General features: G+C 63.3%; 11 protein-coding genes and 1 pseudogene. 10 read left to right on the top strand and 2 right to left on the bottom strand.

Annotated features, from left to right (window positions below; all coding sequences use genetic code 11):
* The first annotated feature begins 82 nt into the window (after window positions 1-82).
* A complete protein-coding gene (locus tag FO013_RS11550; RefSeq protein ID WP_143922697.1) occupies window positions 83-499 on the top strand; it encodes a MarR family winged helix-turn-helix transcriptional regulator in 417 nt (138 codons plus the stop codon).
* Entirely contained in the window at window positions 499-1,518 is a 1,020-nt protein-coding gene (locus FO013_RS11545; protein ID WP_143922696.1) for an NADP-dependent oxidoreductase, read from the top strand. Before FO013_RS11550 ends, FO013_RS11545 begins: the two co-directional genes overlap by 1 nt.
* A 221-nt stretch (window positions 1,519-1,739) precedes the next feature.
* Here the strand turns inward: FO013_RS11545 and FO013_RS11540 are convergent, their stop codons facing one another.
* Window positions 1,740-1,943 (bottom strand): cold-shock protein, encoded by a 204-nt coding sequence (locus FO013_RS11540; RefSeq protein WP_009882802.1) that lies wholly within the window; start codon window positions 1,941-1,943, stop codon window positions 1,740-1,742.
* A gap of 536 nt (window positions 1,944-2,479) precedes the next feature.
* Between FO013_RS11540 and FO013_RS11535 the strand changes: the two genes are divergently transcribed.
* From FO013_RS11535 to FO013_RS11495, 8 genes and pseudogenes are all read left to right on the top strand, one after another.
* Window positions 2,480-3,496 carry an LCP family protein gene (locus tag FO013_RS11535; protein WP_143922695.1) on the top strand — a complete coding sequence of 339 codons (1,017 nt, stop codon included), beginning with the start codon at window positions 2,480-2,482 and terminating at the stop codon, window positions 3,494-3,496.
* 141 nt (window positions 3,497-3,637) lie between these two features.
* Window positions 3,638-4,081 (top strand): thioredoxin family protein, encoded by a 444-nt coding sequence (locus tag FO013_RS11530; protein ID WP_143922694.1) that lies wholly within the window; start codon window positions 3,638-3,640, stop codon window positions 4,079-4,081.
* Window positions 4,078-4,788: a class I SAM-dependent methyltransferase gene (locus tag FO013_RS11525; protein WP_143922693.1), complete on the top strand. Its 711-nt coding sequence runs from the start codon at window positions 4,078-4,080 to the stop codon at window positions 4,786-4,788. Before FO013_RS11530 ends, FO013_RS11525 begins: the two co-directional genes overlap by 4 nt.
* Before the next feature lie 107 nt (window positions 4,789-4,895).
* Window positions 4,896-8,057, top strand: a pseudogene (gene fdnG, locus FO013_RS11515) (formate dehydrogenase-N subunit alpha); the annotation flags it as partial.
* Window positions 8,058-8,524: 467 nt separating this feature from the next.
* A complete protein-coding gene (locus tag FO013_RS11510) occupies window positions 8,525-9,673 on the top strand; it encodes a 4Fe-4S dicluster domain-containing protein (protein WP_143922691.1) in 1,149 nt (382 codons plus the stop codon).
* Complete coding sequence (gene nrfD, locus FO013_RS11505; protein ID WP_143922690.1) at window positions 9,670-10,890, top strand: NrfD/PsrC family molybdoenzyme membrane anchor subunit; 1,221 nt, start codon at window positions 9,670-9,672, stop codon at window positions 10,888-10,890. The genes FO013_RS11510 and nrfD overlap by 4 nt, the downstream gene beginning before the upstream one ends.
* A gap of 72 nt (window positions 10,891-10,962) precedes the next feature.
* Entirely contained in the window at window positions 10,963-11,199 is a 237-nt protein-coding gene (locus tag FO013_RS11500; RefSeq protein WP_143922689.1) for a hypothetical protein, read from the top strand.
* 73 nt (window positions 11,200-11,272) lie between these two features.
* On the top strand, window positions 11,273-11,701 hold the full coding sequence (locus FO013_RS11495) for a hypothetical protein (protein ID WP_143922688.1): 429 nt from the start codon (window positions 11,273-11,275) through the stop codon (window positions 11,699-11,701).
* Window positions 11,702-11,902: 201 nt separating this feature from the next.
* On the opposite strand, the gene FO013_RS11485 is transcribed toward FO013_RS11495, so the two are convergent.
* Window positions 11,903-13,597, bottom strand: a complete 1,695-nt coding sequence (locus FO013_RS11485) for an amidohydrolase (RefSeq protein ID WP_143922686.1) — start codon at window positions 13,595-13,597, stop codon at window positions 11,903-11,905.
* Window positions 13,598-13,632 lie beyond the last annotated feature (35 nt).

The following is a 13,632-nucleotide window of genomic DNA, read 5'->3' as shown; positions in this document are numbered from 1 at the left end:
TTTGGAACGGCATGTGCATGACATATCATTGAGTACTCAATGAGTTAACAATGAAAGGTTGTGCTTCGTGCTGGAATTGTGCATGCGTCTTGTCCGGGCCGATACCGAGATCCGGCGAAAGCTTGAGGTCCAAGGCCTCTCCCTCAACGATCTGACAGTCCTGCAGAGCCTGTGCTCTGCGCCGGGTCGACGACTGCGCCGAGTCGAATTGGCGGAGAGCCTGGGAATCACTCCATCTGGAATCGCCCGCTTGGTCGCACCGCTGGAGAAGCTCGGATATCTGTCCCGGGACTCCGACCCGCACGATGCGAGGATCTCGCTCGTCTGCCTGACCGATGTCGGCGCCGCGCTCTACCAAGATGCCGTCAAGGTCGCCGAGGAGAAGGCCACCACCCTTCTGGGTGACGTCTTCGATTCCGCAGAGCAGGAGCAGCTGACCGAAATGCTGGGGCGTCTGGCACCGTCATTCGCTCGGCGGCCAGTCTTGGAAGCTGACTGATGGCTAACCCACCTACGCACAATCGTCGCTGGGTCCTTGAGGCGAGGCCGCAGGGCCGGACGGTGTCCTCATGTTTCGACCTGCAGGCCGAAGAGCTGAGTCCTCTGCAGCCGGGTGAGGCGCGAGTACGAGTCGAGTGGCTGAGTATTGATCCGACTCAGCGCGGGTGGCTCAACCCTGGAGCGAACTACCGAGCACCTGTTGAGATCGGCGAAGTGATGAGGGGAGCAGGTGTCGGTACCATCGTGGAGTCGGATGACGAGGGGCTTCCTGTAGGCGCGAAGGTGTACGGCGAGCTGGGGTGGCAGTCGTATGCGACGGCTTCCGGGCAGGGACTCTTCGGAGTCAATGTCGTTCCCGACGGAATCGAGCCCCGCCACATGCTCAGTGTCTTCGGCACCAACGGTCTGACGGCCTACTTCGGAATGATGGGAATCGGGCGACCTTCTCCTGGAGATACAGTGTTGGTGTCTGCAGCGGCTGGTGCCACTGGTTCGATTGCGAGCCAAATCGCTCGATCCCTCGGGTGTCGCACCATCGGGGTCGCCGGCGGGCAGGAGAAATGCGACTGGGTGCGCGAGGCGGCGGGATTGGACGCGTGCGTCGACTACCGGTCGGACAGCGTCACGGAGCAGCTCAGAGATCTGGCCCCGGACGGCATCGACGTCTATTTCGACAATGTCGGAGGCGAGCTGCTCGAGACCGCCATCGACAACCTCGCCGACCACGGCCGGATCGTGCTCTGCGGAGCAGTGGCCACGGGATATGAGCGTGATCTGCCGACTGCCGGAATCCGCAACTACATGCAGCTTGGTCTGCGTCGAGCGAGGATGGAAGGCCTCGTCTTCTTCGACTACCTCGACAGATTCCCTGAGGCCTTGGCGCATCTGTCTGGAATGTTCGGCCGTGGCGAATTGGCCGTCACCGAAACGATTGCCGAGGGACTGGAGGCTGCGCCGGGAGCCCTGGACGGACTGTTCGCCGGTGCCAATCTGGGGAAGCAGCTCGTGCGCCTGTGAGTGTGTACGGGTGCGGACCGATGGGCAGGCGCCAGGCGTCGACACCGCTGAGAGCCTGCGGACGCCGAAAAGCGTGTGACCGCATTCGGAGCAAGTGAAAACACAGACTCCAAACGCGAACACACGCTTTTGGTGTAACTCAGTGCAACTGCGTTCCCGGCAGGTGCTCGCTATTGACGAATCAATCGCGATCCGGCCGGGACCGGAAAGTTACGGAAGTCTCAGAGGGGACGAACGCTTGTGGCCTGAAGACCCTTGGAGCCCATTTCCGAGTCGAATTCAACATTCTGGCCCTCGGCGAGCTCACGGTAGCCGGTCGATTCGATCGCGGAGAAGTGAGTGAAGACGTCTGCTGAACCATCGTCAGGCTGGATGAATCCGAAACCTTTTTCCGAGTTGAACCATTTCACGGTACCTGTAGCCATAATCTTTGTATCCTTATTTTAAACTGGTGACCGCCGGAGCGGTCTGGATGGTCGGACCCTTTGAGGGCCCGGCTGTTCACATTGTCAGAGACCTGAACTGAACGACATTGCCGGTCAGCTGATCGCCTGAAGATGTGACTTCCTGTCGGATGATCTGCGCATTGAACGCAGGTCCGGCAGAAAAATGTGGAGAAACCGAAGTTCCGAGATTCGTGCTGAAGTGAAGAATCCTCATCTCAGGCGAAAGCGGGAAGTGTGGTCTCGGTAGGGCACTCGAAGGTGCTGGACGGAAGCCGAAGGACGGCTGGGTTGAAAAGTCAGAAAGTTAGAGAGGCGCGGATGGTAGACACGCGCCAACAGGCAACAGCACGGCGCCAAGCGAATCTACCTACGCTCGCGGCACCACACGTTCCGCACCGTTTCGTACGGGAACAATTCAACTCTAACAGAATGTATCGCCCATCGGTGACACAAAGTTCGGAGAAATTATGTTTAGGATTGTATGCAATCCATCGCCAATCGCGAATTGAAGTTCTATGCCGTATTCCGAAGTCGGTCCACGACGACAGCGCCGCCTTGCCATGAAGTACCGACGTCGCCGCACCATCGTCGCCATACTCGCGGTCCTCGTCATCGGAGTCCCGGTCACGATCGTCGCCGTTGTTCACAACCTGAAGGGGAACATCACCTCCTCAGCACTGCGCGCGGGGGACGGTAAGGCGCCCGAGAAGATCACGGATGAACTGAACGTCCTCATCCTCGGCTCCGATACCAGGGCGCTGGACACACACGACTACGGCTTAGGCGATGGTGCGCGCAGTGACGCGATGATCCTCGCCCATGTCTCCGATGACTCCTCTCGTATCGATGCCGTCCAGATTCCGCGCGACACGATGATGGATATGCCTGCCTGCGAAGACACTGGGTCCGGTGCTTCGCCGGCTCAGCGCGGAATGATCAATTCGGCACTCAACCAGGGTCCTGCATGCTCGGTCTCTGCGGCCGAAGAGCTCACGGGAGTTCGCGTCGACCACTTCGTCGAAGTCAACTTCGACGGCTTCGCCACAATCGTCGACGCACTGGATGGGATCATCGTTGATCTCGACGAACCTCTGCACGACGACAAGGCGAACCTCGACCTGCCCGCAGGGGAGCAGACCCTGGGCGGCACGGATGCCCTCGCCCTGGCGCGGACCAGGCACGCCGTCGGAGACGGCAGCGACATCTCGCGCATGGGCAATCAGCAGATGGTCATGGACTCCATTATCGACCGAGCGAAGAGCTCCCACACATTGTCGAGGCCCGACCGGCTCTACAGTTTCCTTGATGCGGTCACCTCTTCGCTGCGTGTCGATGACGGACTCGATTCGGTCTCCTCCCTCGGCTCGCTGGCCGCGACCGTGTCTTCAGTGCCCAAGGACTCGATCACCTTTGCGATCATGCCGTGGCAGCCGGCGCCGGACAATCAGAACCGCGTCGTGAAATCATCTGCCGCCGATGCTGTCTTCTCCGCCATCACCGCAGATCAGCCGATCGTCGACCTCGTGGACTGAGCTTCGCGAGGTCGGGCCGACACGCGAGTTCGACGAACCGAGGTGACTGGTGTGCGTCGTGAACGGGCGTTGGGGCCGCGCCGTTGTCCAGACTGCGAAAGTGTCCAGACAGTGTTCATGGTCGGCGTTTAGACTGCCCGAATGTCTACGATCGAAATCACCAAAGACAACTTCGAGTCAACCATCACCGACAGCTCGATCCTTCTTCTCGACTTCTGGGCCGACTGGTGCGGCCCCTGCAAGCAGTTCGCCCCCGTATACGAAGAAGCCTCCGAACAGTACCCGGACGTGGTCTTCGGAAAGGTCGACACCGAGGCGCAGCAGGAACTCGCGGGACTCTTCGCGATCTCCTCCATCCCGACCCTCGTCGCCTTCCGCGAGGGCATCGTCGTCTTCGCCCAGCCGGGTGCGCTCGCCGCACCTCAGCTCGAACAGGTCATCACCGCGGTCAAGGAACTCGACATGAACGAGGTCCGCGAGGAACTGGCTAAGCAGGAAGCCGGCGTCGAGGCAGCCGAAGGATCGGACGCCGCAGTGGAGTCGGAGGCGACCGAAGTCTCCCCTGAATCCGGACCCCAACAGTGACCGAACCCCAACAGGCCGTGAATGCAGGAGTCCCAGGCTCCGTCGCGGCCTGGGAAGAGCGATATGCCGGCAGCGAGCCGATCTGGTCGGGCAATCCCAACGAGTCGCTCGTCGCCGCAGTCGACAGCCTCACCCCCGGCCGCGTCCTCGACGTCGGCTGCGGTGAGGGCGCCGACGCCATCTGGCTGGCCGAACACGGCTGGGATGCCACCGGAATCGACCTGTCGCAGACAGCCGTCGACCGGGCCGCGGAAGCAGCCGCAGCGAAGGGTGCCGCCGCATCCTTCGAAGTCGCTGACGTCTCCACCTGGGATACCTCGGGTGCGAATTCCGACGAAGAGCACCCTCGCCGAGGCGGCTATGGCCTTGTCATCGGCTGCTTCCTCCACACCCGGTTGCCCGACACCCGTGAGGAGCTCGTCGGAAAGGTCGCCGAGCACGTCGCACCCGATGGCCGGCTGCTGCTCATCTCCCACGCCGAGATGCCGCCGTGGGCGGAGAACCTTGACGAGGAACTTGGCCACGGCCTCGGTCATCATCATGAACCAGTGACCCCGAACGGCGATTTCGCCCTGCTCATCGGCGGCAGCCCCGTCCGTTGGGAGATCGAACTCGCCGAACTGCGCACCAGGGCGGTCGAAACGCCCGATGGACAGCCTGCCGAACTCGACGACAGTGTGCTCCTGGCACACAGGATCACCGACTGAGGACCTCCTCGGCGAATGAGATCACCGCATCTCACCTCGTGAAACACTGCAGATGATCTTGGGCGATTTGGTCACCATCGGCCGCTCGGAAGGGCTAGGGTTGAGCCATGGCTCGGTTCAGTCCTCTCGAGTGGCCGGTGATCCGGCAGCTGCGATCCTCCGATGCGTCGGGGCGCGGCGAATCAGTGGTGTCCCAGAAGACTCGCGACACCACCTCACGCAATGCCACCGCGGACAAGGTAGTGCAGTCGGTCTGCCCGTACTGCGCCGTCGGCTGTGGTCAGAAGGTCTTCGTCAAGGATGACAAGGTCATCCAGATCGAAGGCGACCCGGACTCACCGATCTCCCGCGGACGCCTCTGCCCCAAGGGCGCGGCCAGCGAACAGCTGGTCAACGCCAACGGACGCATCACCGACGTCCTCTACCGAGCACCACGAGCCAAGGACTGGCAGAAGCTCGATCTGGGCACCGCCATCGACATGGTCGCCGACCGCTTCATCGAAGCCCGCCGCAATCACTGGGAGGACTTCGACGACAAGGGCCACCCTCTGCGTCGCACGATGGGGATCGCCAGCCTCGGCGGGGCGACCATCGACAACGAGGAGAACTACCTCGCGAAGAAGCTCTACACGGCGGCGGGCGCGATACAGATCGAGAACCAGGCGCGTATTTGACACTCCGCCACGGTTCCCAGTTTGGGAACCTCGTTTGGGCGAGGCGGCGCCACACAACCCGTCCAGGATATGGCGAATGCCGACTGCATCATCATCCAGGGATCCAACATGGCCGAGTGCCATCCAGTGGGCTTCCAATGGGTGACCGAGGCCAAGGCCCGCGGTGCACGCGTCATCCACGTCGATCCTCGTTTCACGCGCACCACCGCGATTGCCGATAAGCACGTCCCGATCCGGGCCGGCTCCGACATCGTCCTGCTCGGTGCGCTCATCAACCGTGTCCTGACCGAGGGTCTGCACTTCGACGAGTACGTGCGTGCGTACACGAACGCCGCGAACCTCATCAGCGAGAACTATCAGGACACGGAGGACCTGGACGGTCTGTTCTCCGGATTCGACCCGGACACGAACTCCTACGACAACTCGACCTGGTCCTACCAGACCGACGAAGCAGGTCGTGCGGTCAAGGATGAGAGCCTGAGCGACCCCAGGTCGGTGTTCCAGATTCTCAAGCGTCACTACTCCCGGTACACACCCGAGATGGTGGCCGAGAACTGCGGGATCAAACCCGCCGACTTCGAATACCTGGTCGAGTCCGTGACCCAGAACTCCGGGCGCGAACGCACGACCTGCTTCGCCTACGCAGTGGGTTGGACCCAGCACTCCCTGGGCGCCCAGTTCATCCGCACCGCCTCGATCCTCCAACTCCTGCTGGGCAACATGGGCCGACCCGGCGGCGGCATCATGGCACTGCGCGGGCACGCCACGATCCAGGGCTCGACCGACATCCCGACCCTGTTCAATCTGCTCCCCGGCTACCTGCCGATGCCCAGCGCCGGAGTTCACGAGACCTTCGACGACTACGTCGCCGCCGTCGGCACCCCGGAGACCCACAAGGGCTATTGGGCCAACGGGCGCAGCTACGCCACCAACCTGCTCAAGGCTTGGTGGGGCGATGCGGCGACGAAGGAGAACAACTTCGCCTACGACTATCTGCCGAAGATCAACGGCGCCCACGGCACCTATCAGACCCAGGTCCGCATGCTCAACGACGGTGTCGACGGCTACTTCCTACTGGGCCAGAACCCGGCCGTGGGATCAGCTAACGGTCGGATGCAGCGCATGGCGATGAGCCACCTGAAGTGGATGGTCGTCCGAGACTTCCGGCTCATCGAGTCCGCCACCTGGTGGAAGGACGGTCCGGAGATCGCCAGCGGTGAGCTCACAACCGAGGACATCGAGACCGAGATGTTCTTCATGCCCGCCGCCAACCACACAGAGAAGGCCGGCACCTTCACGCAGACGCAGCGCCTCGTGCAGTGGCGGCACAAGGCCGTCAACCCGCCCGGAGACGCACAGAGCGAACTCGACTTCTTCTTCGAACTCGGAAAGCGCGTGCGCGAGAAGCTGAAGGACTCGAAGGATCCTCGTGACCGACCGCTCCTTGACATGACCTGGGACTACCCGGTTGACGAGGAGGGCGAGGTCGACCCCGAATCGGTGCTGGCCGAGATCAACGGCTACTACGTCGGCGGAGAGAAGGACGGGCAGCCGCTCGACAACTTTAACCAGATGACCGACGACGGCACCACCGCCGGCGGCTGTTGGATCTATGCGGGCATCTACGCAGGCGGGCAGAACATGGCCGCCCGGCGCAAACCCCGCGCAGAGCAGGACGAGACCGCCGCCGAATGGGCTTGGGCATGGCCGGCGAACCGCCGCATCCTCTACAACCGCGCCTCGGCAGCACCGGATGGCTCACCGTGGTCGGAGCGCAAGAAGTTCGTCTGGTGGGACGAGGAATCCGGCAAGTGGACGGGCAAGGATGTGCCCGACTTCCCGATCGACCGAGCACCCTCGGCCCGATCGGATCAGGCCCACGGTGGTCCTGCCAACCTCGATGGTGACGATCCGTTCATCATGCAGGCCGACGGCAAGGGGTGGCTGTTCGCACCCAGCGGCATGGTCGACGGACCGATGCCCACACACTACGAACCGCAGGAATCGACGGTTGGCAACCCGCTCTACGATCAGCAGAGCTCACCGACGCGCCTGGTGATGCGCCGTGAGGACAACCTGTCCGCGCCAGGAGCCGGCAATCCCGGTTCCGAGGTCTACCCCTACGTGTTCACGACCTACCGCCTGACCGAGCACCACACTGCCGGTGGCATGTCCCGGTGGCTGCCGTACCTGTCGGAGCTGCAGCCCGAGATGTTCTGTGAGATCTCACCGGAGCTTGCCACCGAGGTGGGTCTTGAGCCCTACGGGTGGGCGACTCTGGTCTCCCCACGGGCTGCCATCGAGGCCCGCGTTCTCGTGACTAAGAGGATGACGCCGCTGACGATCGGCGGGAAGACCATCCACCAGATCGGCCTGCCCTATCACTGGGGTGTGGGCGGGGACGCCACCGTCGAAGGCGACTCCGCGAACGATCTGCTGGGTGTCACGATGGATCCCAACGTGTTCATCCAGAACAGCAAGTACGTGGCCGGAACGATCATGCCGGGCAGGCGTCCGCGCGGTCCCGAACTCGTCGACTTCGTCGAGAAGTACCAGCGCGAGGCCGGACTGAGCCCCGAATCGGGCAACCAGCTGGTCACCGTCTCCGAAGAGGTGGTCGCCGAGTCCCACGCTGCTGATTCTGAAGCCAGCAAGGGTGGACATCCGCATCGCGGTGGCGACTCCGCCGTCGGTGTCACCCCCGGACGCACCTTCGGAGACGAAGCGACCGACAGCGGCGAATCGGACGACGCCGAGGCGACCGGTGGTTCGGCGCCCGATGACGCTTCCAGAGTCGTCGACAGTGCCGACGATCGCTCGGGTCGTGTCGATCTTCGACCTGTCGATTCCATCGACGAGAACAGGACCGAGACCGTGGGCGCGAACCGCGCGGACGACGGGGACCCGACCGACGGGGATCCGGACCGTGGCTACATCGGCAAGGATGCTGACAGCGCTCAGAAGGGCAACCTCGGCGAGGGTGCACGTGACTTCAGCGGCCGAGACGACGAGGATGCCGACACGACTACCGTGGACAATAGAGGATATGAGGAGGAGGACTGATGTCGACAACGACTGTCGAGGACGAGGCTGTTGCTGACGGGCACTGGCACGGTTCCGCGCACGAGCGCAAAGGGTTCTTCACCGATACGTCGATCTGCATAGGCTGCAAGGCCTGCGAGGTCGCCTGCAAGGAGTGGAACAACAACCCGCAGGACGGGACCTTCGAACTCCTCGGCTCCTCGTACGACAACACGGGCAGCCTCGGCGCCAACACGTGGCGACACGTCGCCTTCATCGAACAGGATTCCGAGCGGATCGAAGCCGCCCGTGAATCCGGACGGAAACTCGTCAACCTCGGTATGCCGACGATCCGTCCTCGTACGAACGAGTCTGCGGGTGCCAAGCCTTTGGACGGAGCCCTCGGTGCCGCAGAGTCCGGGTCGAATGGCGCCGGTGCGTCGGGTGGCGGTCTGCCGTCGACACCGCCGATGGGCATCGACCTGTTGGCACCCGGAGCCCTGAGCCCGAGCGACCCGGAGGACATCGCAAAACTCGACACGACGCCGCCGGACACCGCGGACTTCCGCTGGCTGATGTCCTCGGACGTGTGCAAGCACTGCACCCACGCCGGCTGTCTCGACGTGTGCCCCACCGGAGCACTCTTTCGCACGGAATTCGACACCGTCGTCGTGCAGAACGATGTCTGCAACGGCTGCGGCACCTGCGTGGCCGGCTGCCCCTTCGGCGTCATCGAACGCCGTGATGACGGCACGATCAACACGCCCACCGACCGCGACGACCGCAAGGCCGCGGATATGGACGTGCCGAACAAGAACACGGCCAACAAGTGCACGCTCTGCTACGACCGCCTCGTCGAGGGTGACACTCCAGCCTGTGCGCAGACCTGCCCGACGGAGTCGATCAAGTTCGGCGACCACGACGACATGGTCGACAAGGCCCACACCCGCGTCGCTGACCTTCACGCGAAGGGCATGACCGAGGCCCGTCTCTACGGCGCCAACCCGAACGACGGCGTCGGCGGAACCGGATCTGTCTTCCTCATCCTCGACGAGCCGGAGGTCTACGGTCTGCCCCCGGATCCGCGGGTGCCGACGAAGGACCTGCCCCAGATGTATGCCAAGGCAGGCATGGCCGCACTCGGCATGGTCGCTGCCGCCGGACTCGCGTTCCTCGGGAGCCGGCGTTGAGCACATCCGAATACGATTCCTACCGCCCACCTGAGCTCGATCGCGGACGGAAGAAGCGTCGCCGGGGCGGTCGCCCCGCTGGTGGCCGCGGTGGCTCCGGTGGACCTGATGGTTCTGGTGGTGGCCGTGGCGGCGGTCAGGGTTGGAAGAACCGTGGGGCCGACGGCAACCGTGAGATGCCGATGGTCGAGGATGTCGAATTCTCCTCGTACTACGGACGTGCCATCGTCAAGGCTCCACCATGGGGCGATGAGATCGCGCTCTACCTGTTCCTCGGCGGTCTGGCCGGCGGCTCGAGCCTCTTGGGCCTCGGCGCCCAGTTCAGCGACCGCCCGGGTCTGCGCATCGCCACCAGGCTCACGGCGATCACCGCAACCGGCGTCGGGGGAGCGGCACTCGTGGCCGATCTCGGCCGGCCCGAACGCTTCCTCAACATGATGCGCGTGTTCAAAGTCAGCTCGCCCATGAGCCTGGGCACCTGGATCCTCTCGGGGTTCGGCGTCGGATCGGGAATACTTGCCGCGATCGAGGTCGACCGGCTGACCGGTCTGCGGCTTCCGCTGGGACCGCTGCGTCGTGTGCTGCATGCTTTCGAGACTCCTGCCGCGCTCGAGTCGGCACTCTTCGCCACTCCTCTGGCCGCGTACACCGGAGCGCTCCTCGGCGACACCGCGGTCCCCACCTGGAACGCTGCTGGTCGCAACGGTCTGTCCTATGTCTTCGTGTCCTCGGCCGCCGTGGCCGCCGGAGGAACTGCGATGGCTCTGGCTCCCGTGCGGGAGACCGGACCGGCGCGCCTGCTCGCGCTGGTCGGTGCCGCCGGCGAGGCGATCACGATGGATCGGATGAAGCAGGGCATGCACCCCGCCGAGGTGGATCCTCTCGAAGAGGGCGAACCCGGCCACAAGCTCCACCGGGCGGAGAAGCTGCTCATCGCCGGTGCGATCGGAACAGCCGCTGCCGAGGTGGGGGCCAGGGTGTTCGCGAAGAAGCTCGGGAAGGGTGCGGGTTGGAAGACTCGAGCCGCACTACGTGCCGTCTCAGTGGTCAGCGGTGCGGCACTTGCAGCCGCCTCGGCGTACACGCGATTCGGGGTCCTCGAAGCCGGCATCGAGTCCACGAAGGATCCGCGCCACGTGGTCGAACCGCAGCGCGCTCGCCTCGAGGAGCGTCGCGCCCGCGGCATCACAGGCGACTCGATCACGACCGGGGTCTAGGTCTCGACGGTCAAGGCAGGTTGTGACAAGCCTTTGAGCAGCAGACCGCCCGGGAAGTAGGGTGAGAAGACCATGAAGGACGCAGTGAGGGAGCTGCTCAAGGACCGACGCAGCCTGAGAGAGGCGGCTATCGTTGCTGTGCTGTTCCCCCTTGTGACTTTCGGTATGAATCTCTTCGGCTGGGGCAACGGCATGTTCTCGTGGTGGCAGACGCTGCTCGTGGCGCCCATCATGGGTTTCGTCTACTGGCTCTTTGTGAGCGGCTTCAGGCGCTTCGTCAACGAGGACCTCACGCCCTCTTGGATCTGAGCCTGCAAGAGAGACTCGATCTGTCGGCCTGATCTCCTGCACATCTGTCGTAGTCTGGACCCATGAGGCGCTTATGGACGACATGACGGGCAGTGATGAGCCCCCGCGGCAGGCGCAGTCCACGGCGGAGTCCTCACTGAGTTTCCCTGCAGGGTCGTCGAAAGCAGAGAGGGTTCAGGCGCGCCTGGATTTCATCGAGGACAACGGTCGGCTCGTCATCGGTCAGGCATCTGCCGGTGCACACATCGGGCGTCTCATCGGCAGTGTGGTTCTGGGGCTGCTGGGATTGATGGTCCTGGTATTGGGAGCGGATGGATTCGTTGCCCTGTGTGGCTTCGTGGTCGTGGTCCTCTTCGGCTTGGTCTTCCCGGCGCTCATCGTCCGACGTCGACAACAGGATTATCGTCTTGAGCTCACGGCGGAGAGCCTCGAACTCGTCCGCAGCGGAGCGGGGGAGAGGAGACCGTGCACCACGCGACGTGGTCGGTGGTCGACAGCGTGACGACAGCGAGCTTCGGCAATAGTCCGGAGTCTCCGTCATTCCCTTCCGTCAACGTCGCGTTCGCCTCGGGATCGGGCAGACGGGCGAAACATCGCGCGCCCTTCAGGCGCGAAGTCCTCGGTGAGAAGATCGTCCTCAACCAGCCTCTGGAAGTCGGCCGGTGGGAGCTGATCGATCTTCTCACCGCCGCTCACCAACGGTTCAGACCGAAGCCCGACAGTGCGCCGGAAGACCCTGACTGAGTTCCGAAGAGCGGTGCCCAGACGAGTCCGCATCCGACCACGCCAACTCGCCGTCGACAATTGTGGATCGGACCCGTGCGTGGAGCAGACGGCCGCTGTCATTGGAGAAGGGGTCGACATCAAGAATGACCAGATTCGCGCGTCCACCGGGGACAAGCTCTCCGATCCCGTCGTCGAAGCCGCCTGCTCGGGCGGGACCGAGCGTCAATGAACTCATGGCCTGTGCAGCAGTGAATGCCCGTTCGGGATGATAAGTCTCAGGGCCCGGGCTGAGTGCTGAACGCGCAGTCAGTGCGATGAAGAGGTTGTGAGCCGCCTGATGAGGGGCCGTCGGTGCATCGGTGCCGAGAGCGATTCTCACACCGGCCGCCCGGAATTTGTGCCACGGGAATCCGCTTTCCGCGCGTTCGTCGCCAAGCATTGCCTTCCAGTTCGGCATGATCGCCGGGTCACAGTGCACCGGCTGCAGCGAAGCGAAGACGCCGGAGGCCGCCATGCGCGCGATGGTCTCGTCGGTCACCGATTCAAGGTGTTCGATGCGGGGAGCCCTGATCCTCGGTCCATTCGCACGAACGCATTCCGCGACGAGGTTGAGCGCTATTTCGCTGGCGTGATCACCGATCGCATGCATGGCGAGATCGAAACCGTATGAATCCGCTGCAACGGCGACCGGGGCGGCCGATTCGAAGGACCAGATCGGCTCGGCGTGGCTTCCATCGGCAAAGGGCTCCCGCATTGCAGCAGTGCAGGCATCTATCACCCCGTCCAGAATAAATTTGACTCCGACGATTCGGAACCATTCGGACCCGGACGCTGCGGCTATCTGGTCTCGTATCTCCGCGGCCCGCCTGACGGATTCGAGGTCTCGTTCCGGATCTCCTGAGGGTCTGAGAAGCCAATAGCCTGTGACAGGAAAGGGCAGACGTCCGTCTCGATCGATCCGGCGGCGGAATGTGGCGGTCTCCGCTTCGCCCAACGCCATGTCGCTGGCTGCGGTGACTCCGTACTCAAGGTAAGCGCTGAAGGCGCTGTCGAGAAACCGATCCCGATCGTCATCGGTTGTCACAGCTTCGAGATAGGTCCACGCATGTTCGATCGCTGCGTTCTCCAGCAGAAGACCGGTGGGCATTCCATCCGAGTCGCGGACGATCTCTCCACCGGGCGGATTCGGTGTCTGGGGACCGATGCCCATCGCCTCCAACGCAGCGGTGTTCACCCAGGACGAGTGAACATCATTGGAGTCGAGCAGCACTGGAATGTCAGAGATCACCTCGTCGATCATGGCTGCTGTGGGCTGGCCGCCGGGAATGGCGTCGAACATCCATCCGGAACCGAGGATGCAGCGCGCATCGGGCTGTTCCAGACGTCTGTGGGCGAGCCGTTCGTGTATCTCGCCAAGGTCTGCGCACTCACGCAGCTGAACCTTGTCGAGTGTCTGACCGAGCATCAGCATGTGCGTGTGCGCTTCGACGAAGCCTGGTGCGACGAGGCATCCCTCGAGGTCGATCTCCTGCGCTGTCTCGCCGGCGATGCTGCGTACGGCTGCCCGGTCACCGACAGCGAGTACTCTGCCCGATTCGACAGCCATCGCCTGCTGGATCGAGGAGTGTTCTCCGCCGGTGAAGACTGCTGCGTTAGTGAAGACTGTGGTCATGGCGTCCTTCTGAATTGGAGGTGGTGTCGATGAGT

The organism is Brevibacterium aurantiacum (assembly GCF_007558825.1).
Classification (GTDB): Bacteria; Actinomycetota; Actinomycetes; order Actinomycetales; family Brevibacteriaceae; genus Brevibacterium; species Brevibacterium aurantiacum_A.
Note: the sequence above shows the minus strand (reverse complement) of the source record. Positions and strands in the feature narration are given on the sequence as shown.